This is a genomic window from Neobacillus sp. K501, from assembly GCF_053749995.1.
Genome location: NZ_JBSLYA010000006.1, coordinates 236,325 through 262,502 on the forward strand (window position 1 = coordinate 236,325; position 26,178 = coordinate 262,502).

Annotated in this window: 27 protein-coding genes; 5 read left to right on the forward strand and 22 right to left on the reverse strand. The window is 41.1% G+C overall.

Annotation, left to right across the window (positions count from 1 at the left end):
• Positions 1-208: 208 nt before the first annotated feature.
• Complete coding sequence (rlmD, locus tag ACWM35_RS15485) at positions 209-1,579, reverse strand: 23S rRNA (uracil(1939)-C(5))-methyltransferase RlmD (RefSeq protein WP_454819695.1); 1,371 nt, start codon at positions 1,577-1,579, stop codon at positions 209-211.
• A gap of 162 nt (positions 1,580-1,741) precedes the next feature.
• Between rlmD and ACWM35_RS15490 the strand changes: the two genes are divergently transcribed.
• The gene (locus tag ACWM35_RS15490; protein WP_454819696.1) at positions 1,742-2,062 is read left to right on the forward strand and encodes a hypothetical protein; all 321 of its coding nucleotides are present in this window, start codon (positions 1,742-1,744) and stop codon (positions 2,060-2,062) included.
• A 377-nt stretch (positions 2,063-2,439) separates the two neighbouring features.
• Here the strand turns inward: ACWM35_RS15490 and ACWM35_RS15495 are convergent, their stop codons facing one another.
• From ACWM35_RS15495 to ACWM35_RS15530, 8 genes are all read right to left on the reverse strand, one after another.
• Positions 2,440-3,900 carry a nicotinate phosphoribosyltransferase gene (locus ACWM35_RS15495; protein ID WP_454819697.1) on the reverse strand — a complete coding sequence of 487 codons (1,461 nt, stop codon included), beginning with the start codon at positions 3,898-3,900 and terminating at the stop codon, positions 2,440-2,442.
• Between the two features lie 61 nt (positions 3,901-3,961).
• Complete coding sequence (locus tag ACWM35_RS15500; RefSeq protein WP_454819698.1) at positions 3,962-4,513, reverse strand: cysteine hydrolase family protein; 552 nt, start codon at positions 4,511-4,513, stop codon at positions 3,962-3,964.
• A 434-nt stretch (positions 4,514-4,947) separates the two neighbouring features.
• On the reverse strand, positions 4,948-5,889 hold the full coding sequence (locus ACWM35_RS15505; protein ID WP_454819699.1) for a diacylglycerol kinase: 942 nt from the start codon (positions 5,887-5,889) through the stop codon (positions 4,948-4,950).
• Between the two features lie 168 nt (positions 5,890-6,057).
• Entirely contained in the window at positions 6,058-6,981 is a 924-nt protein-coding gene (locus ACWM35_RS15510) for a LiaF transmembrane domain-containing protein (protein WP_454819700.1), read from the reverse strand.
• A complete protein-coding gene (locus ACWM35_RS15515; protein ID WP_454819701.1) occupies positions 6,978-7,070 on the reverse strand; it encodes an LPXTG cell wall anchor domain-containing protein in 93 nt (30 codons plus the stop codon). The genes ACWM35_RS15510 and ACWM35_RS15515 overlap by 4 nt, the downstream gene beginning before the upstream one ends.
• A complete protein-coding gene (locus ACWM35_RS15520; protein ID WP_454819702.1) occupies positions 7,067-8,143 on the reverse strand; it encodes a DUF6677 family protein in 1,077 nt (358 codons plus the stop codon). The genes ACWM35_RS15515 and ACWM35_RS15520 overlap by 4 nt, the downstream gene beginning before the upstream one ends.
• Positions 8,140-8,607 carry an anti-sigma factor family protein gene (locus tag ACWM35_RS15525; protein ID WP_454819703.1) on the reverse strand — a complete coding sequence of 156 codons (468 nt, stop codon included), beginning with the start codon at positions 8,605-8,607 and terminating at the stop codon, positions 8,140-8,142. The genes ACWM35_RS15520 and ACWM35_RS15525 overlap by 4 nt, the downstream gene beginning before the upstream one ends.
• Positions 8,604-9,377: an RNA polymerase sigma factor gene (locus tag ACWM35_RS15530; RefSeq protein WP_454819704.1), complete on the reverse strand. Its 774-nt coding sequence runs from the start codon at positions 9,375-9,377 to the stop codon at positions 8,604-8,606. Before ACWM35_RS15530 ends, ACWM35_RS15525 begins: the two co-directional genes overlap by 4 nt.
• 95 nt (positions 9,378-9,472) lie before the next feature.
• On the opposite strand from ACWM35_RS15530, the gene plsY reads away from it, so the two are divergent.
• On the forward strand, positions 9,473-10,099 hold the full coding sequence (gene plsY / locus ACWM35_RS15535; protein WP_454819705.1) for a glycerol-3-phosphate 1-O-acyltransferase PlsY: 627 nt from the start codon (positions 9,473-9,475) through the stop codon (positions 10,097-10,099).
• A 237-nt stretch (positions 10,100-10,336) separates the two neighbouring features.
• On the opposite strand, the gene ACWM35_RS15540 is transcribed toward plsY, so the two are convergent.
• The gene (locus ACWM35_RS15540; RefSeq protein ID WP_454819706.1) at positions 10,337-10,891 is read right to left on the reverse strand and encodes a thioredoxin family protein; all 555 of its coding nucleotides are present in this window, start codon (positions 10,889-10,891) and stop codon (positions 10,337-10,339) included.
• Between the two features lie 220 nt (positions 10,892-11,111).
• Here ACWM35_RS15540 and putP point away from each other — a divergent pair, with 220 nt between their 5' ends.
• Positions 11,112-12,590 carry a sodium/proline symporter PutP gene (putP, locus tag ACWM35_RS15545; RefSeq protein ID WP_454819707.1) on the forward strand — a complete coding sequence of 493 codons (1,479 nt, stop codon included), beginning with the start codon at positions 11,112-11,114 and terminating at the stop codon, positions 12,588-12,590.
• A gap of 506 nt (positions 12,591-13,096) precedes the next feature.
• Here putP and gatB read toward each other — a convergent pair.
• From gatB to ACWM35_RS15565, 4 genes are all read right to left on the reverse strand, one after another.
• Positions 13,097-14,524 carry an Asp-tRNA(Asn)/Glu-tRNA(Gln) amidotransferase subunit GatB gene (gene gatB / locus ACWM35_RS15550; RefSeq protein WP_454819708.1) on the reverse strand — a complete coding sequence of 476 codons (1,428 nt, stop codon included), beginning with the start codon at positions 14,522-14,524 and terminating at the stop codon, positions 13,097-13,099.
• A 13-nt stretch (positions 14,525-14,537) separates the two neighbouring features.
• The gene (gene gatA / locus ACWM35_RS15555; RefSeq protein WP_454819709.1) at positions 14,538-15,983 is read right to left on the reverse strand and encodes an Asp-tRNA(Asn)/Glu-tRNA(Gln) amidotransferase subunit GatA; all 1,446 of its coding nucleotides are present in this window, start codon (positions 15,981-15,983) and stop codon (positions 14,538-14,540) included.
• A gap of 52 nt (positions 15,984-16,035) precedes the next feature.
• Positions 16,036-16,329 (reverse strand): Asp-tRNA(Asn)/Glu-tRNA(Gln) amidotransferase subunit GatC, encoded by a 294-nt coding sequence (gene gatC / locus ACWM35_RS15560; protein ID WP_454819710.1) that lies wholly within the window; start codon positions 16,327-16,329, stop codon positions 16,036-16,038.
• A 122-nt stretch (positions 16,330-16,451) separates the two neighbouring features.
• Entirely contained in the window at positions 16,452-16,952 is a 501-nt protein-coding gene (locus ACWM35_RS15565) for a VanZ family protein (protein ID WP_454819711.1), read from the reverse strand.
• A gap of 79 nt (positions 16,953-17,031) precedes the next feature.
• On the opposite strand from ACWM35_RS15565, the gene ACWM35_RS15570 reads away from it, so the two are divergent.
• Complete coding sequence (locus tag ACWM35_RS15570) at positions 17,032-17,487, forward strand: OsmC family protein (RefSeq protein ID WP_454819712.1); 456 nt, start codon at positions 17,032-17,034, stop codon at positions 17,485-17,487.
• A gap of 26 nt (positions 17,488-17,513) precedes the next feature.
• On the opposite strand, the gene ACWM35_RS15575 is transcribed toward ACWM35_RS15570, so the two are convergent.
• From ACWM35_RS15575 to aceB, 4 genes are all read right to left on the reverse strand, one after another.
• Positions 17,514-18,056, reverse strand: coding sequence for a hypothetical protein (locus ACWM35_RS15575; RefSeq protein ID WP_454819713.1), 543 nt, complete (start codon positions 18,054-18,056; stop codon positions 17,514-17,516).
• A 226-nt stretch (positions 18,057-18,282) separates the two neighbouring features.
• Positions 18,283-18,714, reverse strand: coding sequence for a YueI family protein (locus ACWM35_RS15580; RefSeq protein ID WP_454819714.1), 432 nt, complete (start codon positions 18,712-18,714; stop codon positions 18,283-18,285).
• Between the two features lie 806 nt (positions 18,715-19,520).
• A complete protein-coding gene (gene aceA / locus ACWM35_RS15585; protein ID WP_454819715.1) occupies positions 19,521-20,798 on the reverse strand; it encodes an isocitrate lyase in 1,278 nt (425 codons plus the stop codon).
• A gap of 32 nt (positions 20,799-20,830) precedes the next feature.
• Positions 20,831-22,423: a malate synthase A gene (gene aceB, locus ACWM35_RS15590; protein WP_454819716.1), complete on the reverse strand. Its 1,593-nt coding sequence runs from the start codon at positions 22,421-22,423 to the stop codon at positions 20,831-20,833.
• A 236-nt stretch (positions 22,424-22,659) separates the two neighbouring features.
• Between aceB and ACWM35_RS15595 the strand changes: the two genes are divergently transcribed.
• Positions 22,660-22,869, forward strand: a complete 210-nt coding sequence (locus tag ACWM35_RS15595) for a hypothetical protein (RefSeq protein WP_454819717.1) — start codon at positions 22,660-22,662, stop codon at positions 22,867-22,869.
• Between the two features lie 26 nt (positions 22,870-22,895).
• Here the strand turns inward: ACWM35_RS15595 and ACWM35_RS15600 are convergent, their stop codons facing one another.
• The 4 genes from ACWM35_RS15600 to nirD form a co-directional block, all read right to left on the reverse strand.
• Positions 22,896-23,522, reverse strand: a complete 627-nt coding sequence (locus ACWM35_RS15600) for an NAD(P)-binding protein (RefSeq protein ID WP_454819718.1) — start codon at positions 23,520-23,522, stop codon at positions 22,896-22,898.
• Positions 23,512-24,216, reverse strand: a complete 705-nt coding sequence (locus tag ACWM35_RS15605) for a sirohydrochlorin chelatase (RefSeq protein WP_454819719.1) — start codon at positions 24,214-24,216, stop codon at positions 23,512-23,514. Before ACWM35_RS15605 ends, ACWM35_RS15600 begins: the two co-directional genes overlap by 11 nt.
• A 2-nt stretch (positions 24,217-24,218) precedes the next feature.
• Entirely contained in the window at positions 24,219-25,667 is a 1,449-nt protein-coding gene (gene cobA / locus ACWM35_RS15610) for a uroporphyrinogen-III C-methyltransferase (protein WP_454819720.1), read from the reverse strand.
• Between the two features lie 184 nt (positions 25,668-25,851).
• Positions 25,852-26,172, reverse strand: a complete 321-nt coding sequence (nirD, locus tag ACWM35_RS15615) for a nitrite reductase small subunit NirD (RefSeq protein WP_454819721.1) — start codon at positions 26,170-26,172, stop codon at positions 25,852-25,854.
• Between the last annotated feature and the right edge of the window lie 6 nt (positions 26,173-26,178).

Genomic DNA, 26,178 nt, shown 5'->3' on the forward strand with positions numbered 1-26,178 from the left:
ATTTTTAGAAAAATTCAAACGAATATACAGAACCTACTTTAAACAAAAACTTGAAAATAAGTAGATACGGCGTCTAATGAACCTAATAACAACTTGTGTCATAGATCATTTCACAAAGATGAATTTAAACTTACAAAGCAAAAGAAGCTCAATCCAAAAGGATTGAGCTTTTTTAAACGGACAGCACCCTATTTTGAGGGAAAACTGCCTATTTTAATTTAAGTTGCGCGATGCACTCCACATGTGTCGTCTGCGGAAACATATCAACTGGCTGTACTTCCAACGTTTTATACCCACCGTCTTCTAAGATTCTTAGATCTCGTGCAAGGGTTGCTGGGTTACAAGAAACGTAGACTACTTTCTGCGGTTTCATTTCAATAATCGTCTGTAGCAATGCTTCGTCACAGCCTTTGCGCGGTGGGTCGACAACTAGAACATCCGCTGTATTCCCTTCTTTATACCATTTCGGTATTACCACTTCTGCTTCCCCCGCAGCAAATTCTGCATTGATGATGCCATTCAGCTCAGCATTCCTTTTCGCATCTTCAATCGCTTCCGGAACAACTTCAACTCCGAATACCTTTTTTGCCTTTTGTGCTAAAAATAACGAAATCGTTCCGATCCCGCAATACGCATCAATAACCGATTCCTCGCCGGTGAGTCCTGCATACTCTAGTGCCTTGTTGTAAAGTACCTTTGTTTGCACCGGATTCACTTGATAAAAGGATAGAGCTGAGATCGCAAATTTCACATCACCGATATAGTCGTAGATGACTTCATTTCCCCAAAGTACGGTTGTTTTTTCCCCAAGAATGACATTCGTCCGCTTGGAATTGATATTATGGACAATCGATTTAACCTTCGGCATCCGGGCAACGATTTCCTCGACAAGCTTATTCTTATTGGGCAGATCGGCTGTTCTTGTAATGATCACGACCATCAGCTCGCCTGTATTTCTTCCGTAGCGGGCCATGATGTGGCGAAGTACACCTTTATGTGACTCTTCATCATAAGCAGAAATCCCTTGCTCATTGCAGATTTCCTTCACCGCTTGAATCGCTTCATTCACCTCTGGCAATTGAATCAGACTTTCATCCGTATCAACGATTTCGTGGCTTCTTGGTTTAAAAAATCCAGCAATCAACTTCCCGTCCTTTTCCCCAACAGGTACCTGAGCTTTATTTCGATAATACCATGGCTGCTCCATTCCCAAAATCGGGTGAATCTTGACATCGTCTAGCTTACCAATGCGGGTTAATACTTGCCGCACTTGATTTTCCTTATATTTTAGCTGGCCCTCGTAGCTTATATGTTCAAGCTGACAGCCGCCATATTTATGAGTCTCACTGCTTGGTATCTCGACACGATAAGGGCTTTTTTCATAAATTTCTACTAAACGTCCGAACCCATAGCCTTTGTTTGCCTTAATGACTTTCACTTTTGCTTTTTCACCTGGAAGCCCGTTCGGAATGAAAAGCGGATAGCCATCTACTTTCGCCACTCCAGCGCCGTCATGGGTTAAGTCTTCAAATACTACATCTATATAATCATTTTTCTTAACTGGGATTGTTTTCGTCATTATTTTCGTCCTTTACTCCGTTTTGACTAGCAAGATTGTAACATATTGCCGGGAGGAAAGCGAAACTTGTCCTTGGTGGAAATTGTCGGAGCATTTTTGTTTTCAAACATATCGAAAGTGTTTATGATTAAAACAATACACATTTGGAAGGAGTTGAGAACGATGAAGAAGCTGAGAGTTCTCTTCATGACATTACTCCTCGCCATCATGTCACTGACAATTCTTCACATTTCCAATCTCCCTACTCATATTCATCATGAAAGTAAAGCCGTCCTTGTTTTCGATGATTGGAATTCGAATTCCCAAATGGACGATGAGGAGAAGCAAACATTCCATTTCCATCTAGACATTCTACTTGCACATGTATTATCGATTACAATCATCCTGCTGATTATCTACACTAGAAATCTTAAAAATAAATTAATCTTCCTCACCCCAAAACTTCATCAATCCAACTACGTGATTCCAGCTCCTAAATTGTAAAGAACGAACTTACAATAAGGGAGGAAAATAGAATGTGGATCCGATTTGTTATGATTGGTCTGTTTTCATTAACTGCTGCAGGTATGCTCACCTATCAAGGCATTGAAATCTACCATGCCTTTATGGATTTCTTTAAGCAAAAATAATAGAGAAATACTGATCCCGCGGATTTTTGTAAGTAGTCTGCGGGATTTTTATTTATGAAGCCTTTACGACAAAACCTCTGTGCATTACTACAAAATCATCGCCTCTTACTACAAATCTTTAGACACTTACTACAAAAGCAGATTGACTTACAACACTTTTTGGATGTTTTGGGAACCTGGCCCCCTCACCCCACAAAAAAGACGCCCAACTCTCGGACGCCTCTCATAAATTCACTTCATCTCTTTAACTTTTTCCCTTACTTCTTCAATATTTCTCATCTTGTTATCCCAGCATTTTTGGCTAAGATCGACTGGGTATTCCTCCGGATTCATCGTCCGCTTATACTCATCCCAAAGGGCATCGAGATTTTGCTTCACATAATCCCGTGTTTCCTCAAGACAAGGCATCTCATAGACGAGTTTACCGTTAGAAAAAATATCATCATGAAGCTCTTTGGCCGTAAAGTTGGTAACCACCTTATTGATATACGTATGGGTGGGGTGGAACATTCTTAACCGCTTTTCTGGCAGTTTTTCATCCGCAAGGGCAATGTAATCACCCTCCGCATGATGATTGGTATTATTAATGATACGATATATTTTCTTCAACCCAGGCGTAGTTACTTTCACCGGATTCGAGGAAATTTTGATCGTATCCTCCATGTTGCCATTCTCATCTTCAATCGAGACAATCTTATAAACCGCTCCAAGTGCAGCCTGCTCATACGCCGTGATCAACTTCGTTCCAATTCCCCAGCTGTCAATCTTCGCTCCCTGGGCTTTTAGATTGAGAATCGTATACTCATCCAAATCGCTTGATGCAAATATTTTTGCATCCTTAAATCCTGCTTCATCCAGCAGTTTCCGAGCCTCTTTTGATAAATAAGCAAGGTCACCGCTATCAAGACGGATTCCTTTAAAATTAATCCGGTCGCCCATCTCTCTTGCTACCTTGATGGCATTTGGCACACCTAACTTGAGCGTATCATACGTATCAACTAAAAAGACACAATCTTTATGGGTTTCTGCATATTTCATAAAAGCAGTATATTCATCTTTATAAGCTTGAACCATGGAATGAGCATGGGTTCCCGAGACAGGAATCCCAAACAATTTCCCTGCACGCACATTGCTTGTTCCTTCAAAGCCAGCAAGGTACGCTGCTCTCGTTCCCCAGATCGCGGCATCCATTTCCTGTGCCCGCCGTGTACCGAATTCCATCGAAACTTCATTTCCGACAACCTGTTTAATTCGAGACGCCTTTGTGGCAATCAATGTTTGATAGTTAACAATATTTAAGAGGGCCGTTTCAACTAATTGTGCTTCTGCCAGAGGAGCATCCACGCTTAAAATCGGCTCATTTCCATAAACAAGCTCTCCCTCTCGCATTGAACGGATCGTGCCGGTAAAACGCAAATCTCTTAGGTATGTTAAAAAGTCATCGGCATAGCCTACTTCATTTTTCAAATATTCAATGTCATCTTCCGTAAAGCGGAAGCCTTGGATAAACTGAATCACTTTTTCCAACCCAGCAAAAACGGCATAACCGTTTCCAAATGGGAGCTTGCGGAAAAACAGTTCAAACACTGCACGTTTATTATGTATTCCATCTCTCCAATACGTCTCTACCATATTGATCTGATATAAATCGGTATGCAGAGTTAAACTATCATCCTGATAAATGTGTTTCATAATAACCTCCAGAAAACTGCATTAACAAACAATATATTTCCTAATTTTATCATTTTAGAATTTATTTAACCATAGCTCCCAGCGATTGTTCAAAATGTCCGAGAGCCCATTCATGTCCCTTTTGGTTAAAAGACGCGACCGCTTCCTTATAAACGACAATCTTAAAACCCTTATTATAAGCATCCACTGCTGTGTGGAGAACACAGATATCGGTGCAAACACCGACAAGATGCACCTCGGTGATGCCTCGTTCCCGTAATTTGATTTCCAGATCTGTTCCCGCAAAAGCTGAATAACGGGTCTTATCGAAATAGGCGACATTTGCCTTCTCTTTGTTCGCTTCATAAACATCCTTCAATGCACCATACAAATCTCTGCCAGCAGTACCGCGCAGATTATGAGGCGGGAACAGCTTCGTTTCCGGATGATATTCATCCCCTTTGTCATGAACATCAATGGCGAAAACGACATAGTCATCCTTTTCAATAAATTCCTCAGTCAGTTGGACAATTTTCGCCGCGATTGCTTGACCTGGTTCACCACAAGTTAACGCACCGTCTTCGGCAACAAAATCGTACGTATAGTCGATGTTAATTAATGCCCTATTCCCCATCTTCCCAGTCCCCCTCAACTCTCATTTTTCCTCATTATATACCCAATTCTCAATACGAAACAAATAAAAGAAGCCGGTACAGATTCCGTTTTTCAAAGCACCCGAGCTGATAAGTAGACGGAAGAATTCCGCATATTTCGTAATTTTTATCAAAAAAGGTTTAAATAGACGGAGAAATTCCGCCTATTGGCTCAAAAAATTTGAAAATAAGGGATTTTGCTTTGCATAACCGGAGAATCTCCGTTTATTTTCCCCGAAACGAGCACCATTTTGCGAATAACCGGAAAATCTCCGCTTATCGCTGGTTACTCACTTGCTAAATCCAATATTAAATAAAGCAACAAGGGGAGTGAAAACAGCTAATCTAATAACACTTAGTTTTAAAACTCTTTTATCACAGCAAAAAAGCCCGCTCCATATTGGAACGAACTCTTTTAACTATATTTCTTTCCTGGCTCCCAATCGGTTGGCTTGTCCAGTGGGCGAATATCATCGATCGGTACAAAAACTTCTAAATGACGGTAAAGATTTTCAAACTCCGCTGGCAGTAAACCGCCAAATTCGCCATCTAAGTTTAATTGGACTTTATCTTGAGAATGCACTTTGATCCGGCTCGCTTGAGTATAAATTACGTTTGGATCATTCACATGCTCACCGCGAATCGCCAACGTCGCAATACGAATAAAGTCCGCCAAATTACTTTTTTTCAAAATGAGCAGAGAAAATAAGCCATCATTGATCGAGGCATCTGGCGCAATCTTTTCAAAACCGCCGATGGAATTCGTAAGTCCAACAAGGAACAACATTGCTTCCCCTTCAAACAGTTTTCCATCATATTCAATGCTCAAATCCGTTGGTTTAATGGAGGGCAGCATTTCCATACCTTTTAAATAATACGCCAATTGCCCAAGCATCGTTTTCAGCTTACTAGGCACTTCATAGGTTAGCTCCGTGATTCGGCCGCCTCCGGCAATATTAATAAAGTACTTATCATTAATTCTCCCGATATCGACTGGTATGCGATCCCCTTTTGTGATAATATCGACCGCCGCCCCAATATCTCTTGGGATTTGCAATGCCCGGGCAAAGTCATTTGTCGTTCCTGCAGGTATGATCCCTAACTTCGGACGAAACTCTTGATCAGCCAGTCCATTCACGACCTCATTGATCGTTCCATCACCACCTGCGGCAATGACGACATCATACTGACGTTCAACGGCAATCTTAGCAGCATTTGTCGCATCCCCGGCACCAGTAGTGGCATGGCATGACGCTTCATATCCAGCACGCTCTAACTTTTCAAGAATTTCTGGAAGATGACGTTTAAGAATCTCCCGTCCAGAAGTAGGATTATAAATCAATCTTGCTCTTTTCATCTTCATCATCCTATTTTTTATGAAATCAATAAGTTCTTTTCAATATTCTACCAATTTACGAACTTGGTTACAATTTTTAAGGTAGCCATCGATTTTATTTTATCCTGATTACCACCGTCTATTATCATACCTGTTTTTTATTTTTTTGCAAAAAATAAGATGAGAAGATTAATTTTTATTTAAGCTGACATAATTGGCATTACTAATATTAATTTGATATTTCCCTTCTCCTGACTGATAAACGGCATTCCGTTCTACACCTTCTATGCCGCCATTCTGGTTACCTTTCTCCGTTACCTGCCATGCGCCGTCTTCCCCACTTACATCATCCACACCGTTTGCCGCAATTTTTAAATCACTGGTTTCATTCAATTCCACGTCTATTGAGGAAACACCATTAATGCTCCAGTTATTAACGAGCGACCTTGGATTGAGCGTCAAACTGTTCCCATTGCCAATCACTTCAAGCTTCACATCGGCAGGAATCAAGATCGTAGCTGCCATCTCTTGATAAGTTGAGAACAGACCTGATTCGTTTGGAAGTGTCTTCACGTTTAGAAAAAGTGTATCGCCCTTCCTATTGGCAGAAACATAATCCTCCGCACTCTTGACCAACTTTTCCTTACTCTTGGTCGTTTCCGTCCTGTAAGTACCAAACATCGATACTTCCTTTTCTTCTGTCGTTTCAATCGTCATTGGATACCCAGTCGTCCTCACAACTACCCGTTTAATACTATCATCCATTTTATAGGCATAGGCAGGCAATTCAAACGAGCGTTCTTCCCTCGCTATCGCTTCCTCTACTTTCCCCATTAAACCTGTACTACTTAACACAGCAAAAGCAATTCCGACCATCCCAAGCACACCAACAAAGAAAATACTTAAGAAGTCATATTTAATCATCGGCTTCTCCTGCCGTGAGAGAAATAAGTACAGCAATATTTCAATCCCCAGAACAATCAATAAAACCGGCCACCACGCTGTCATCACCTGAACAAGTTCCATGCCTAGAAACCTTGAAAGGAAAAGAATAATACCCAAGAGCAGGAGCGAGGCCCCCATCGAAACCGTCCCAACACGCCATGTCCTCATTCCTGTACCACCTTTCTTTTTCTAAAAAGGAACAGGGTTCCAGCTCCGATTAAGAGTACTCCCGCTACTTTGTTTTGCCATCTCCTCATGACTTTTTAGCCTCCTTTTTCCCCTTGCTTCCGGATAAAAGCTTGATACCGCCGCCGATTAACAGTAAGCAAACTACTCCTGTTTGAAAGTATCTTGATAGCCAATACATAATATCCACTTGAAAATATCGAGTAATCCACGGTGTGAATGCCGGGATAAAGATATTCATTAATAGATAGTAAAACCCCATCAGGACTAGTCCAATCCCTACCCATTTCTGATGATTGATTAAATAAGCGATAATTGGCTCATCTTCAATTTCCTCATCCCCATACCTTGTAACCTTTTGCATCGCATCAAAAAAGCTATAGAACCAGATAATTGGAATCAGGAATAAGAATATCCCCAGCCTTAGTACATCTAAAATATAGATAGAAAAGAGAAATGCAGCCATCAGCTGAATCCCGCGCTGCTGCAGCCCTAAATACAAGTGACCTGCCCCTGGGAAAATCGATAGAAAGGTGGCAATGGATTTACTCTTCTTTCCTACTTCACGTCTTGTTTCAAAGTCTTCAAAGATTGTTCTGTCTATTAGCTCCTCACCGCGCTGTTTTTTATTTAACTGCTGGACAGAGTCGAAGAATCCATACACCCAAATAATCGGCAGTGCTGCCAAGAAAACAAGAAATTCATCGCGATGGCTAAGTGCTGTGATGAAAATAATCATTACAGCAAGACCCAAAAATGCTGCCAATAGCGTTAATCCACGATTCATCAGACCAAGCTGAAAATGACCAAGTCCCGGGACAAACGATAATACAATCGTATAAAACCGTTCCGATTCCTGGGTTACTTGCAGTTGTGGGTCCTCCGGATTTGCGGCCTTCAATGCCTTCTTTTGTTTCGAGATTTGCACGCCCATATCGATAAAACTTACCAAATAAAGAAAGATTCCTGCCATGAATGCCAAAATGGCAATTTCTTCATTATTACTAAACAACCCAAGGATCGTTATAAATGCGCAGCCAACTACCCCCATTAAATAGAGGAGACCACGAATCATATTCCCGAAATATAGATGGCCAAGGCCGGGAAACAATGATAATGTTAATGCCTTTGTTGAACTTTTCATTTCTTATTAACCTCCTTTTTTTCCAATGAATCCATCCATGCAAATGTTTTATCAATGACGCCTTCCGTCACTGAAGGCTTTGCTTCCTTCATACTTGGTGCTTCTACTGAACCTGCATAATTTGCTAGTGATTGGAAGACCCCTGAGAACATTAGCAAGAGTGTCGCTGCCGCAGCGAGCATATAATGGAAAACAGCTTGCTGATAGAACGGCTTTTTCGTTTTTGACAATTGTGGCGTTTCTTCTGTTTTACTTTGCTTTAATACTTCTGCCATCACCAAATCGGTAAAGCTGCTCTCATTTGATAGAACTGGAAGTGATGATTCATGCTCTGCTACTGCTTGTAAATAATGCTCCAAACATTGGTCACATGCATATAAATGACTTTCAAAATCCTCACGGCTTTTTTCATTAATTTCGTCCTTGACGTACTTCAACCACTCATCATAAGTAAAATGCTTCATGAAAAATCGTCCTCCTTCCAATTCTTTTTCATCCAATGACGAGCCCGATATAGCTTCGTCTCGATCGTTTTCACCTGTACCTTTTGTTCATCGGCCAGCTGCTGATAACTTTTTTCTGCAATATAAAAGCCATAAATCACTTCCCGATAATTCTCAGGGAGTTCATCAAGCCTTTTTCTTATTAACGTTGTTCGTTCATTTTCAATTAGTTCCTTTTCAACACTATCCTTCGGTGTGCCGAGCACCTGCTGTTCTAATGCCTCAACCACTTCTTCCTTGCGTCTCGCCTGCTTTCTTTTCACATCTATCGCATGATTAACTGCAATTCGGGTTATCCATGTTTTAAAGCCTTGATTTTCATATTGGGAGAGAGAGGTATATATTTTGATGAAAACTTCCTGGGCGGCATCCTCGGCTTCCTTTTGATCGCGAAGAACAGCAAAGACGGTCCGGAACACATCATTGCGGTACTTCTCAACCAAAAGGCGAAATGCATGATCGTTGCCGTCCAGCACTTTTTGAATTAAAACTGTGTCACTAATCGCTCTCTCCCCCTTTCTCTCTGACTTACACCTTAATAGACGAACTGCTCGTTCATAACCCCTACACTTTTTCAAAAAAATATTTTTCTCATAAATAGTAGCATATAAAAACGTGCGAAGTGGCTGCACGTAAAGTATTAATGGATAGCTTTCAATTAAACTCTCAGGAATATATTCTCTTAAACGAGCATAACTTATAGCAAACCTGGCCATTTCCCCAAAGCTCAAAATTTCCTCCAATTGGGAACTTTACCAAAATTGCACCATTGTAATATGTTAAAATGCTATAAAGAATGAAGATACTCTGACAAAGGAATGATTCTATGCTCTGGCTATTGCTTATTGCTTCTTATGTAATTGGCAGTATTCCTACTGCCCTGATTGTGGGCAAGCTCTTTTTTGGGGTAGATATCCGCGATTACGGCAGCAAAAATCCTGGCGCAACCAATACCTTGAGGGTTCTTGGCAAAGGCTCTGCCATCATCGTGGTACTCGTTGATATTGGGAAAGGGGCAGTAGCTGCTTCGCTTCCAATCATCTTCAACCTTGATGTCGACCCGCTTTATTTTGGACTTGTGGCCGTATTTGGACACTGCTTCCCTATTTTTGCTGGGTTTCGTGGTGGGAAAGCAATTGCGACAACAGCAGGTACCTTAGCAGTTGCTAATTTTCCGTTGCTTGTTGTCACCTATGTCATTTTCTTTTTAGTGATTTACATTTCTAAGTACGTATTTTTTGGCTCCATCTCAGTCGGTCTTACCCTTTTTGCATATTCACTCGTATCACCTGAATTGGAATTTGAACTTATCTTTTTATTTTTTACGTTATTTATAGCCTTTCTTCACCGCTCCAATATCCGTAACTATATGCTCGGTATGGAGCCGAAAATCAATGATAAAAGCATAATCAACGACCGAATCCCGCCAAAAGGCGGCGGTTTAAAGATGTAAATAAGAAAATCCCAAGGTTCTTAACCTGGGATTTTTTTATTAGAAGTTATTTATTGGTGACCATTTTCTTTATTTCAATCTGATTTCGGTCGCGAATGGCCCATATTGGCTACCGTTCTCTTTGTTTCTACATGTTTTCGGTCGTCAATTACCCTTATTAACAACCGTTTTCTTTGTTTCTATATGATTTCGGTCGCCAATCCGCCATTTCGCGCGGCCGATTTCCGTGATCAAAACTTATTTTAAAAGTACAGCCATGATGCTGTTTGCAACAGTTTGCCAAATGGATGGATCCGTTTGATAGGCCTTACCGAGTCGTTTATATAATTCTATTTGCTTATCTTGAAAATCCGGGGCGTCCTTATCAGGAAGCTCTGCGCGTCCCTTTACTACCAACTCTTGCATTTCTGGAGCTCTTGGACCCCAAACACCAACTTCATTCCCTGCCTGGTCGATAAAAATAAAGATTGGAATTGCTCTTGATGTTCCATTCGTTAAATATTGATCCATCAACTCAAGGTTTTGGTCACGTAGGACAAAACGAACCTCAAACCCCGCAGCTTCTGCCAGTCGTAATAAAACTGGATTATTAAGCATTGCATCTCCGCACCAATCTTCTGTCAGAACGATCGCTCGTAACCCTTTCGACTTTACTGCTTCCAACTTGTTTCTATCCTCGTCCGTAAGGGTAAAGCGTTCATAAATGGAAAGCATTTCTTCTTTATTACGGGTCATTAAAACGGTGTACTCTTCCATTGATAGTCCCTTTTGAAACCACGAATTTAAATTCAATCCCCAAACACTCCTTTTTCTCTTATGATAATCGTTTCATTTCTCACTTACAAATGGAAGGGCTTACTGTTTTAATAAACATTATTGTACTAGCATATTTTTCTATTTAAAAAATACTATTAATATCACTCATAAAATAGTAAAATACAATTGATAGAATATTAAATATATAGAAAATATTATTTAAAATGTTTTCTACGATAACAAAGGGGGAAAATGCATGTCCAATGAAACACTACAATTAGTATCTATTGGCATCTATCTTGCCATGATGCTCTTTATCGGTTGGTACTCATACCGTAAAACTAGCAATCTAACGGATTACATGCTTGGGGGAAGGTCTTTAGGACCTGCTGTAACCGCTTTAAGTGCTGGCGCTGCTGATATGAGTGGCTGGCTATTAATGGGCTTACCTGGAGGTATTTATGTAACCGGGCTAGCAGATGCGTGGATTGCCATTGGCTTAACAATTGGTGCCTATCTTAACTGGCTATTCGTTGCACCACGTTTACGTTCTTACACGCAAGTGGCGAACGATTCTATCACCATTCCTAGTTACCTTGAGAATCGCTTTAAAGACAAATCGAAACTACTCCGTATTGTATCAGGTATCGTTATACTTATTTTCTTTACATTCTATGTTTCTTCCGGTTTAGTTTCTGGAGCGGTATTCTTTGAAAGCTCCTTTGGTACAAGCTATCTGACAGGTCTTCTCATTGTTGGTGGTGTTACCATCGCTTACACGTTATTTGGAGGATTCCTGGCTGTAAGTTATACAGACTTCATTCAAGGGTTAATGATGCTGATTGCCCTGCTTCTTGTTCCGGCAATCGGAATTTTCACAGTTGGTGGTCCTACAGAAACGTTTGATACGATTCGTGCGATTGACCCTAATTATCTAGACTTCTTTAAAGGTACAACAACTCTTGGAATTATTTCAGCAATGGCTTGGGGTCTTGGATATTTTGGTCAGCCGCATATTGTTGTCCGCTTTATGGCGATCACATCAATTAAAGAGACAAAAAGCGCCCGCCGCATTGGTATGGGTTGGATGATTTTCTCACTTATTGGTACCATCTTCACCGGATTTATCGGAATTGCATACTTCCATAATAATCCTGGGCAAGTGTTAGAAAACCCAGAAGCGGTCTTTATTGAATTAAGCCAGATTTTATTCCACCCACTTTTCGCTGGTTTTGCCTTAGCAGCGATTCTTGCAGCCATAATGAGTACGATTTCTTCCCAATTAATCGTTACATCTAGTGCCCTTGTTGAAGACTTGTACAAAGTCGTCATGAACAAAAAGGCAACAGATAAACATCTTGTATTCTTAGGAAGAATGGCGGTATTACTCGTTGCCGTTGTTGCTGCAATACTTGCTTTAGATCAAAACAGCACAATCTTAGACCTGGTTGCTTATGCATGGGCAGGCTTCGGAGCTGCTTTCGGTCCAATTATCATTCTAAGCTTGTTCTGGAGAAAAATGACCAGCTGGGGAGCTCTTTTCGGAATGATCGTCGGTGCCGTAACCGTTATTGTTTGGAAAAATGTTGGGCTTGGCGATTCCTTATATGAAATCGTACCAGGCTTTGCCTTAAACCTTATCGTTTCATTTATCGTAAGTTTAATAACTTATAAGAAAAATGATGAGATTGAAAAAGAATTTGATGAAAGCGTCCGCTTATTGAAACAAGAATAGCGGTCATGATGAAACGCCTGGACATATACTGTCCAGGCGTTTTTTCGATGTTAATCAATCGTTTGATTAGAAAGTAGTACAAACCCTTAGATGTAAAGCATTTCCACCATTATTATGGTAGAAAATTGTCGTCTAACTAATCGTTTGTTTAAATTTTGTTCCATCCTTTATTTAAAAAGATCCTTGCAGAGAAATCAAAAAATATCTTGTCGAATAGAGTCAGAGAAATTTCGATTAACCGAAAGAAATAAAGGATAAACTCTATTTCGACGAAAATCACCATTTCAATTGTTAACTAAACGTTTGATTAAATACCCCTTAAACCTTTATATACAGGCTTTTCCCCTCTAAAATCCAGTCGTATCTTGTCACTTAAACAAACGTTTAATTAAAACCATTTTAACCCCAGGGAATAAAGGGCTTTTTCCCGGGAAATTGGGAAATGATTGTCGAGGATTGTTTCGACAAACAAATAGCCGGCAGATTGTCTCTGCCAGCTATATACTTTATCGTTTACCTAATTCCTGCTGTAATAATTGGTTAACCAATTGTGGATTGGCCTGTCCCTTTGTAGCCTTCATCAACTGCCCAACAAGGAAGCCAACTGCTTTGTTTTTCCCATTTTTAAAGTCTTCAATCGATTGTGGATTGGCATCAAGAACCTCAGCAATAATTTTAAGAAGAGTGCCTTCATCAGAAATCTGAACAAGCCCTTTGTCCTTCACAATTTGCTCAGCATCGCCGCCATTTTCAATTAGCTCTTTAAAAACAGTCTTGGCGATTTTTGAAGAAATTGTTCCATTGTCAATAAGCTTAATCATACCAGCTAAGCCTTCAGGAGTTAAGGCAACCTGTTCAAGTTCTTTGCCCTCAGCATTCAAGTAGGCAGAAACATCACCCATCAACCAGTTGGAAGCCATTTTTGCATCTGCACCAGAAGCCACGGTTTCTTCAAAGAAATCAGCCATTTCCTTCGTAACAGTCAATACCTTTGCATCGTAAACTGGTAATCCAAGCTCTTCTACATACCGCTTTTGCCGCTGGTCAGGAAGCTCAGGAATTTCAGCACGAATCCTAGCCTTCCAGTCCTCATCAATATATAAGTCCAGCAAGTCTGGTTCTGGGAAGTAACGATAATCATCCGATCCTTCTTTCACACGCATAAGCAGCGTTTTACCCGTAGCCTCATCAAATCGGCGGGTTTCTTGATCAATTTTTCCGCCAGCTAAAACGACTTCCCGTTGGCGCACTTCTTCATATTCAAGACCCTTACGGACAAAATTGAAGGAGTTCAAGTTCTTCAACTCAGTTTTCGTTCCGAACTCCTCCTGACCGAGTGGACGAATTGAAATATTGGCATCACAACGGAGTGAGCCCTCCTCCATCTTGCAGTCCGAAACACCGGTGTATTGAATAATCGATTTTAATTTTTCCAGATAAGCATAGGCTTCATCAGGTGTACGGATATCCGGTTCTGAGACAATTTCTACAAGCGGTGTTCCCTGACGATTGTAATCGACCAACGAATAGCCATTGCCATGTGTTAGCTTCCCAGCATCTTCTTCTAAATGGATCCTGGTAATCCCGATTCGCTTCGTATAGCCATTCACTTCAATTTCAATCCAGCCATGCTCACCAATCGGCTTGTCAAATTGCGAGATTTGGTACGCCTTTGGATTATCCGGATAAAAATAGTTCTTTCGGTCAAATTTAGTATGTGTCGCCACTTGGCAATTCAAGGCCATCGCTGCCTTCATCCCGAATTCCACTGCCTTCTTATTAAGGACCGGAAGGACGCCGGGATAACCAAGGTCAATCACCGTTGTATTTGTATTCGGTTCCGCCCCAAAATGGTTTGGACTTGCGGAAAAGATTTTTGATTCTGTTTTTAATTCGACGTGTACCTCAAGACCAATCACTGTTTCAAATTCCATCGTTCTTCACCCCCTACAATTCTGGCTTTTGTTTATGAAATTCGGTTGCTTGTTCAAAAGCATGAGCAACACGATAAATGGTTGCTTCATCAAAATGCTTTCCAATGATTTGCAGACCTAGTGGCAGCCCGTTATCAAAGCCACATGGTACGGAGATTCCAGGTACCCCAGCTAAGTTTACTGGGATTGTTAAAATATCATTTGCATACATCGTTAACGGGTCATCAATATTCTCACCAAGTTTAAATGCTGGTGTTGGCGTTGTTGGGCCAATGATCACATCGTACTTTTCAAAGACATCTTCAAAGTCTTTTTTAATAAGAGTCCGAACCTGCTGAGCCTTTTTATAATAAGCGTCATAGTAACCGGAGCTTAAGGCAAAGGTTCCAAGCATGATTCTGCGTTTAACCTCTTCACCAAAACCTTCCGCACGTGTCTTTTTATATAAATCGATTAAACTATCAGCGTCAGATGCTCGATAGCCGTAGCGAACTCCATCAAAACGCGCCAGATTCGCTGATGCTTCTGATGAAGAAAGCAAATAGTAGGTTGCTAACGCATATTTGGAATGTGGCAATGAAACTTCTTCCCAAACCGCTCCTTGTTTTTCGAGAACCTTTAGAGCTTCTAAAACCGTTTGGCGAACAGATTCGCTTACCCCTTCACCAAGATACTCCTTTGGAACCGCGATTCTTAACCCTTTAATATCTCCTGTTAAAGCATTCACAAAGTTCGGCACGTCAACATTCGCAGAGGTTGAATCCATTGGGTCAAGCCCGGAAATCGCTTGTAATAGATAAGCATTATCTTCAACCGTTCTCGTAATCGGTCCAATTTGATCAAGTGAGGAGGCAAAAGCAACTAGGCCAAAGCGGGAAACTCGTCCATAGGTTGGCTTTAAGCCAACAACCCCACAAAAAGCGGCCGGCTGGCGAATCGACCCACCAGTATCAGATCCAAGTGAAAATAAAACCTCTCCTGCTGCAACCGATGCCGCTGATCCGCCTGATGAACCGCCTGGTACTCTTTCAAGATTCCATGGGTTTCGTGTCTTTTGAAATCTGGAATTTTCATTCGAGGATCCCATCGCAAACTCGTCCATGTTCAGCTTACCAATGGTCACGGTTTCTGCATGCTGCAGCTTTTGAACCACGGTTGCATCATAAATAGGATCGAAGTTTTCAAGAATCTTACTCGCACAAGTAGTACGAAGTCCTTTTGTAACGATATTATCTTTAATGCCGATTGGCATCCCAAATATTAAGCCTTCAGAGGATTTCTCATCAAGTGCTTTAGCCGTTAGTCTAGCTCTTTCCTCATCTAATGTTAGAAATGCTTGAACTTTATCTTCAACCTCTGAAATTCGTTTATACGATTCATTCACAAGGTCTGAAACCTTTAGTTCTTTCTTATGTAAAAGTTCATGGAGATCTGAAACTTTATAATCAAATAAACTCACCTTAGTCCTCCTTCTGTCTAGCTCCAGCGCCAATGCGCTTCCGCTTTACTTTTTACTCCCCGATAATCGCTGGAACTTTTATCTGGCCATCCTGATGCTCTGGTGCATTTTTTAATACTTCTTCACGCGGAAGCCCTTTTTGCGGGACATCCTCACGAAATACATTTTTCATCTCAAGCACATGGTAGGTTGGCTCGATATTTTCCGTATCTAATTCATTTAACTGTTCTGCAAAAGTAATAATCGCATCCAGTTCTTTTGTTAATTTTTCTGCTTCTTCCTCGTTGATTGCCAAGCGAGCAAGATTAGCAACATGCTTAACCTGTTCGTTAGAAATTCGTGACATCTTTCAGATCCTCCAATCCCAATGGTCATGGTTATTTTAATATTGATAATACCAAACTTTTCCGCTTCACCGCAATGATTCCCTAACCATTATAGGCAAAAGAAGATGATTTTAGATTAATATCAAAAAAAGAACCATGGCCTTTTTTTGCGGCGACGATTTTTCTTAAAAAACCGAATTAGTTTAATAGGAATATAACCTAAAATTCCGCCCAATGTATTCAAAATTAAATCATCCACATCAAAACTGCCAAATTCAAAAACAAGCTGCAGAATTTCGTACGTAAGACTTAAACAAAATGTTAAGAGAATCACCGTACTTAACTTAAAAACTCTTTTTGATAAAAGTGGTAAAATGAATCCAAATGGAATGAAACCAATAATGTTCCCCGCTAGGTTCTCGATGCGGATACTTAAATTTATATCTGCTAAAAACAGATAAAAATAAATCGTTTTAAAAGGAACAAAGTTATTTGAACGCCAAAGGTTTTGATCATAGGTAAAATTAAAATGATTTATGATTTCAGATAGAGGAATATATTTAAATAGAATAAGTTTTGTTAGAATGGCAAGATAACAGCAAAGGATCAGTGTTAGGGCAAATTTTTTTACAATTATTTTCATTCAGCTTCTGCTCCATAGATATTTATATATTAAAACTATCATATTTTAACGTGAATTACTAAACATAGGAGGAATTCAAATGGCAGAACATCGATTTTTATTAAAAGCGGACTGGCCTGGTTTACGGAATGATGTGGGCGAAATTGTGAGCGGAAACTTAAAAACAAAGGTTTCGATTCCACCAGAGATGGATGGACCCGGGGTTGGTACGAATCCGGATGAAATGCTGCTCGGGGCTGCAGCAACCTGCTATATCATTACGCTTGCTGCAATGATGGAACGAAGCGGACTGGAGAAACAATCATTAACGATGGATTCAGAGGGAATCGTCGACGTAACTAGGGGCGTTATTACCTATAAAAAAATTATCCATCGACCGCATATTATTTTAAATAGGAATGCTACTGATAAGGAGCAATTATTAGCACATAAGCTGGCAAAAAAGGCGGAAACCTCCTGTATGATTAGCAGGGCGATTCAAGGGAATGTAGACATACAATTAGAAGCAACCGTAGAGATTAGTAGAGGGGCTTGATGTTTCAAGCCCCTTTAACATATGTATTATGGCTGGATGACCTCACCGTTAGCATTTAATGCCCTAACCTTTGGATGATCCCCAATCCCTAAATAATAGCGTTTATTTTCTTTTTTAATGATTTTCGCTATCTTGTATTCTTCTGAATCCTGATCCGCAAATTCCACCTTGTCGATATCCTGATTGAGGATTTCACCAAAAGCTACATCCATCTCTTTCAGAATCTTACCTTTTTTACCATAATGGGTATAATTTTGTTGATAAACGCTATAGTTTTTATTTTCAGAAGTATCCCAGCCATTTGGCCCATCATTTTCCCAGCCATCTTCATCATTCCCTTCTAGGAAAGCAATACCTAGCACTGGTTCAGGAAGTTGTTCTCCATCTTCTCCTTCCGCCTTATGGGTGTAAAGAAGAATCGTAGTACCCTGACTTTTCTTTTCATAGAGTATTTCCTGTACCTCAAATGGGATGGCTTTACTTACAGCTGTTTCAAGAGTTGGATATTTACAGCCTGTGATGATAAAAACTAAGCTAATGATGATAAAAAGTAGTTTTCTTTTTTGCATAATCTCCTCCTCCTTAACTTGTTTCTAGTAATATAGTTTCTGGACTCTATGAATCTTCTATACACTTAGTTAAATTGAAATCAATTATGTACGTCCCATTGGTAAATTTATTATTCTAAAAATTCTTTTTATAATTTATTATAGCCCATAATATTCCATAATTCCAATTTAACTGGAAAAAGCAGTTAAATAGCACTAGCTTTCGTGCTTTCAACTGCTTTTGGATTCATCTTTTAAAAATTTTTGCAAAAAGCCCTTTACTCTTTTTAACCTCAGGCTGTATAAACGGTTTGTTTGTTAGATAAATCTCGTCTTTATCAATTGCATAATCCATCGCTAGAATTAACCCAATTTCTGTGTCGTGCTCTTTGTTGGTGACGATAGTATGCTCAAGATTGTATTTAGCTGCCAACTTTACATACTTCGATAGTTTCATGTAATCCATATTTCCATTTAAAAAGAGATGTGACAGTGGATTTGCTTTCATTTCTTGCTCGACTTGCGGATAAATGCTTTTCTCCGCTACCTGGGCTTTTTTGAGAGCGACAATGATTCGCTCACGTAAAGTTCCTAAAAACTCTCGCCTTTCATCCGGCTTGGTTTCCAAAGGGCCGTGTATTCCCTGTTGAAGGACATCCTCAACATTTGGCTTTTTCAATCAGATCAACTCCATTAAAAGGACTATTATTATGTATGATAATACCTTAAAAAGAGTTACATTCCAAAAAATGGACAAACAACAGGGCCGGTTAAAGGTAAATCACTTAGGATTCGCACATAATGTACTTTTATAATGACCGTAACTGCCACTTCACTTTGGCAATGGACAATATGAACCTTTTATAATGACCAAAACCTCTATCCCCTTAGCTCAACGGGTATTATGAACCTTTCATAATGACCAAAACCTCTATCCCCTTAGCTCAACGAGCATTATGAACCTTTCATAATGACCCAACCCTCTATCCCCTTAGCTCAACGGGCATTATGAACCTTTCATAATGACCAAAACCTCTATCCCTTTAGCTCAACGGGTATTATGAACCTTTCATAATGACCCAACCCTCTATCCCCTTAGCTCAACGGGCATTATGAACCTTTCATAATGACCAAAACCTCTATCCCCTTAGCTCAACGGGCATTATGAACCTTTTATAATGACCAAAACCTCTATCCCCTTAGCTCAACGGGCATTATGAACCTTTTATAATGACCAAAACCTCTATCCCCTTAGCTCAACGGGTATTATGAACCTTTCATAATGACCCAACCCTCTATCCCTTTAGCTCAATGGGCATTATGAACCCTTTATAATGACCAAAACCTCTATCCCTTTAGCTCAACGGGTATTATGAAACTTTCATAATGACCCAACCCTCTATCCCCTTAGCTCAACGGGTCATATGAAACCATAATAATAAAGGATCCCGCCCTCCGAAAAAGAGAGCGGGACACATTCAATAATTATTTCGTAAACTGTTCTTCTTCCGTAGACCCCTTCAACGCGGTTGTAGAAGAAGTTCCACCTGTAATCACCATAGAAACTTGGTCAAAGTATCCTGTACCCACTTCACGTTGGTGACGTGTAGCTGTGTAGCCGTATTGTTCGCTGTCGAACTCCGCTTGCTGTAATTCTGAGTATGCTGCCATGCCACGTTCTTTGTAGCCGCGAGCAAGCTCGAACATGCTGTGATTCAAGGCGTGGAAGCCTGCAAGAGTAACGAATTGGAACTTGTAGCCCATTTTTCCAAGCTCCTGCTGGAATTTTGCAATTGTTTCTGGATCCAGTTTCTTTTTCCAGTTAAAGGATGGCGAGCAGTTGTATGCTAGCAATTTGCCTGGGAATTGCTCATGGATCGCTTCGGCAAAACGTCTTGCTTCCTCAATATTAGGCTCGGAAGTTTCACACCAAATCAGATCAGCATATGGGGCATAAGCTAAACCGCGCGCAATTGCTTGGTCAAGTCCTGCTTTGGTCCGGTAAAATCCTTCTGGCGTCCGCTCACCGATGATGAATGGTGCGTCTGTCATATCGATATCGCTAGTAATTAAGTCTGCAGCATTGGCATCGGTACGGGCAACTAGTACAGTTGGTACACCCATTACATCCGCAGCTAAACGCGCAGCAATCAGGTTTTTAACCGCTGTTTGTGTTGGCAGTAAAACCTTTCCGCCTAAGTGACCGCATTTTTTCTCAGAGGAAAGCTGATCCTCAAAGTGAACGCCTGCAGCACCCGCTTCAATCATCCCTTTCATTAACTCGAAGCAGTTTAGCTGACCACCAAAGCCAGCTTCAGCATCGGCAACAATTGGAGCAAACCAATCGATGGAGTCATCGCCTTCTGAATGGGTGATTTGGTCAGCACGTTGGAGCGCTTGGTTAATCCGTTTTACCACACTTGGTACACTGTTTGCTGGGTACAAGCTTTGGTCTGGATACATATGGCCAGAAAGGTTAGCATCAGCCGCAACCTGCCAGCCGCTTAAGTATATAGCTTTCAAGCCAGCTTTCACTTGCTGTACTGCTTGATTACCTGTTAACGCGCCAAGCGCATTAATATAGTCTTCCTCATTGATTAGTTTCCAAAGCTTATCTGCTCCTCTTTTTGCTAAAGTATGCTCGATGTCGATTGAGCCACGAAGCTTGATAACATCTTCTGCCGTATATGGTCTTGTAATCCCTTGCCAACGCTTATCTAGTTCCCAGCTTTCTTGTAATTGCGTAACTCTTGAATCCGTCATTTTTCATTCCTCCTATTAATCTATTAATATTTTTAAATAAGCTCATAACCAGGCAGTGTTAAAAACTCTGCGAATTCATCATTTAAGATCAAGCCATCAAACAAGGTAACAGCTTCTGCAAATCGCCCGTTTTCATAGACAGACTCACCAATTTCCTGTTTGATTTTAACTAATTCCTCAGCCTTTAATTGCTCATACATTTCAACCGTTACTTTCCGTCCGTCTGCTAAAACACCTTTCGGATGGCGAATCCATTGCCAAAGCTGTGCCCGTGAAATTTCTGCTGTTGCCGCGTCCTCCATTAAGTTATGGATTGGCGCCGCGCCTCTGCCAGCTAGCCAAGAAGCTACGTATTGTATTCCGACATTGATATTCGTGCGAACACCTTCTTCGGTAATCGTGCCCCCTGGTACTTCCAGCAAGTCGCTCGCTGTAACCGTAATTTTTTGTTGCTTAGTCGTATGAATTTGATTCGCGATTGGCATCTCACGGTCAAAAACTTCCATCGCAACTGGCACAAGCCCTGGATGGGCAACCCATGTACCATCATGACCATCACGAGCTTCCCGCTCTTTATCGGCACGAACCTTTGCAAAAGCTTCTTCATTCGCTTCCGGATTTTTTTTGATCGGAATTTGTGCGGCCATGCCACCCATAGCCGGTGCTTTCCGGCGGTGGCAAGTTTGAATCGTTAACAATGAATACGACCGCATGAACGGCACCGTCATTGTCACTTGTGAGCGATCTGGAAGGATGACATCCTTATGGTTGCGGAGCTTCTTCAAGTAACTGAAAATATAATCCCATCTACCGCAATTTAACCCGGCAGAGTGCTCTTTTAATTCATATAAAATTTCATTCATTTCAAAGGAGGCTAGGATGGTTTCGATTAAAACGGTTGCTTTAATCGTTCCTTGTGCGATCCCTAATTTGTCTTGGGCGAAAACAAAGACATCATTCCAAAGTCTAGCCTCTAGATGACTCTCTAGCTTCGGAAGGTAAAAGTACGGTCCTGTTCCCCGTGCAAGCATGTTCTTTACATTATGGAAAAAGTACAATCCAAAATCGAAAAAGCTTCCGGAAATAGGCTTGCCATTAAGGAGGACATGTTTTTCTTCCAAATGCAGCCCGCGTGGTCTCACAAGCAGCACGGCCGTCTTTTCATTCAGCACATATTTTTTTCCATTCAAATTTTCAAAAGAAATCGTTCGATTTACCGCATCTCTTAAGTTGATTTGTCCCTCGACGATACTCTCCCAGGTGGGCGAAGTGGCATCTTCACAATCTGCCATAAAAATCTTTGCACCTGAATTTAGAGCATTGATGACCATTTTCCGCTCTGTTGGCCCGGTAATTTCGACTCGGCGGTCTTGAAGATCCTGTGGCAGTGGAGCAATCGTCCAATCTCCCGTTCGGATATGCTTCGTTTCCGGAAGGAAATCTGGAAGCTTTCCGTTATCCAATTCCTCTTGGCGTTTCTTTCTCGACTGTAACAGTTGGACACGCCGTGCTCCGAATTTTTGTTCAAGCTCTTCAATAAAATTTAATGCTTCCGGTGTTAAAATCTCATCATACTGGGCTTTCAGGGCCCCGACCACCTCAATACCAGTCGTTTGCGTCGACATGAACTTATTCACCTCTTTGTTATAATACAGTATCTAACCTTGTTTTGTATTATATAACACACTTTTTAAAAATGGAACTACTTTTCTGAAAATTTTTATAAAAATGGGTATTTTTTCCCCGTTTACTATTATGTTTTTATTTTCAATCCGATAAAAGGAATTTCTTTCCTCAAATATTTACTTTTCATGGGGTCATGATATAGAGGTAATTCTTATAATTGAGGGAGGAAGTCATTGTGACTCAAATTGATGTCAATCAGTTAAATCAAGCAAAAGCAAATGTTACCCTAACACAAACCCTGTTATCTCAAGCTATTGAAAAGGCAAATTCCGATCCAACCTTGGCTCAGGAAGCAATTAAGCAAGCATCCAGTGAAATTTCTTCGGCTCTAACGGCGGTAACCCAAGTACAAAATTCAGCAAAAGCAACAACATCTTCTGAATAAAGCACACAAAAAAGCGGGCATCTGCTTTAGATACCCGCTTTCCATACATCCAATAATTGTTTTAAGTCTGCTTCACGTTGATCGCTATTAAAAAATTCGGTTGTAACAATCGCTTTTAATATTTTTCGTTTGATTACTGGATCTGCCACTTCTTTTAAAATTTGCTGTCTTGCTTTATATAAAAATTCCAAATACTCCTCATACCGTTCATCAAATTGCTGTTCAAGTTCTGCACGAATCGTACTTGCAAGCGTTGGACTAGCCCCGCCTGTAGAGACAGCAATGCTTAACCTGCCACGGTGAAAATGAGCTGGAACATGAAAATCTGATTCATCAGGGTCATCGGCGATGGTTACGAGTTGATGGACTCCAGCTGAATTCCGGATGAACTGGTTTAGTTCTCGATCATTCGTTGCAGCAAAAATCAAAAACGCGTCCTTCATGTCATCAGGTGAAAATAGCTTTTCCTTCCAGTCTATAACTCCCTGGCTAGCAAGCCTTCGCAGTTCAACTGTTACAACTGGACTTATAACAGATACCCGTGCTCCAGTCCCGAGCAGGCCATTAACCTTGCGCTCAGCGACCTTCCCGCCTCCAACCACCACTACTTTTTTTCCCTCAAGCTGCAACATAATCGGATAGCTAGAATTCATGTGCACACACCTCATTCGCTCGTTTTTGAATGAGCGGAATTAATTTCTCATCAAAGCCAATCGGAGGACACATCTCGATTCGACCGGCCATTTCAGTAAGTACTTTCTCCATTTTGACCGTATACCCTCCTGAAAACAATAGATACGGAAGGATATACACCTTTTTATCGATAAGTTCTTTTACTTTTTCATGATAAAAAACAGGAGTTGTAAGGTAAGCGGTGTGCACCTCAGTCCCGATTTTCCGGCGTAAACGGCTCGCTAGTTGTTCAAATTCAACAGCAGCTTGTGGCTCCCTGCTTCCATGACCAACTAAAAGCACCGTCTCCGTTTCCCGATTGCTAAAACCAGCCATCGTTAGCCGTTGGGAAAGAAGGTCCACCATGATTTCATCGACTCCTAAAGGCTTGCTATAATGAAACACCACATCAGGAAATTCCTTGAACACTGCAGGAATATCTTCATTCGCATGAATACCAGGTAATAGTAAAATCGGAACAACTGTGATCTCATTGGCTCCCAGCGCTAAACATGACTCGATCGCCTCAGCAATGGACGGATTGGCATGTTCAATAAATCCATAGGCTTGAATCTGCGCCTCCGAGCGATCCATGACTTCTTTTATAAAAGTAATAAATCGCTCATTAGCCGTGTCAAGTCGACTTCCGTGCGCAATATAGATGATTGCTTCCATCTTTATTCTCCTTCGATCGGACATACTGCTAACAGCTCGACAAGGGCCTCTTTCGTCGCCGTTCTGGACATTCCAGCTACTTTTATCCCTGCTCCTTCAATCGCCTTTCTCGTTTGCGGCCCGATACTAATGACTTGGCGCTCGTTTAGCAGTTGAAATGCATCGATATCGCATTCTTTCAAGCCCTCGATTAGTGCTGTAACCGATGCTTTACTTGGAAATACCACTGTATTGACGTCCGCTTCCGCCAGCATTCTTTTAAAAATCGGAACAAACTGCAGATCCAGTTCCTTTTTGCTCGTAACAAGGTAGTCTGCAATTATATGTTCAGCTTTCAAGAACCGATCATCTCCAACAACCAAGAGCTTCCTTGACGCAGATGTTTCGATCATGACGTCGGCACAGAAGCCACGCTCTTTTAAAACCTTCACGGTTTTACTAGACCGGCCATAGAAATCAGCCTTTATTTTTCGAATGTCTATTCTTTGTTCGATAACAGCAGTAAAAAATTCCACTACACACTCCGGAGATGTGAACAAGATATCATCGTATTCTGTGATATTCGTTAAATCCACCGGAACCATCGTTTTTTTCCATCTTGGGAATTCGATGACATCTGCCCCTTGTTCCTGAAGTTCCTTTGACAGGCTGCTGATACTCTCGCCGGTACGCGCTAGCAATACCTGTCTGCCATACAATGGCTTTTTCTCAAACCAACTGATTTTTTCCCGTAAAGAGATTACATCTCCAACCAGAATGATTGCAGGATTTGTGAACTTCGCCTGTGCTACTTTGGCAGAAATATCAGCCAAGGTCCCTTGTAAGGTTTTCTGCCGGCCAAAGGTACCCCATTGAATTAAAATGACTGGAGTAGATGACGCCTTCCCGTGAGTAATCAAATTCTCGCAGATAAAAGGTAAATTTCCGACTCCCATATAAAAGGCGATCGTATCGACACCACGGACAAGACCTTCCCAGTCGAGCATAGGCTTCCCGTCCTGTGATTTATCGTGGGCGGTTACGACTGCGAATGATTCGGCATGCTCACGATGAGTAACCGGGATCCCAGCATAAAGGGGGGCTGCAATCCCCGATGAAATACCAGGGACGATTTCAAAAGGAATTTGGTAGTTTGCAAGGGCTGCCGCTTCTTCACCAACACGGCCAAAGACTCCAGGATCCCCGCCTTTTAAGCGGATAACCACTTTACCGGCTGATGCCTTTTCAACCAATAGTTCATTGATATTTTCTTGGCGCAGCGTATGGCGATCAGGCAATTTCCCGCAGTATATCAATTCACAATCTGCCTGCGCAAATTCTAATAGCTTTGGATTGGCAAGGCGGTCATAGAGAATGACTTCCGCCTGCTTAATTGCTTCCAATCCTTTCACGGTAATTAATCCGATGTCCCCTGGCCCTGCCCCTACTAAAAATACTTTCCCTGTTTTCATGATGCAGCCATCCTTCCCATTTGTCCTACCTTAAGCGCATAACATTCGACTTCGAGAATTGTCCAGCTCCAGCGCCTAGGGGCTCGGGTCATAAGCCAATCCGTCAAGAAGGTTAAAGTGCAACCTTCTCGTTGGCTTGTCTTATGCCTGTCGCCCCTGACCAAGGCGCTTGCGCTTTTCTTATTTATAAAACGATAAAGATAATATCCTCTTCTAATTCTACTTGATAAGTTCGAACTTCGCCTGTATCCGGTGCTTGAACAAGTCCATCTGCTAAAGAAATTTTCCAATCATAAACCGGACAAAACACATATTCACCACTGACCAATCCTTCCGAAAGGACACCGCCTTTCGGATGAGGACTGCGATTTTCTAACGCATAAACATTGCCTTTAGATGTTTTAAATAACGCTATTTCTTTATCATCAATTTTAATCGAATAACCTGTCTGTGACTTTAAATTTGAGAAATTAGCTACTGGAATGCGAGTTATAGTTTGCAGCATGTTCGA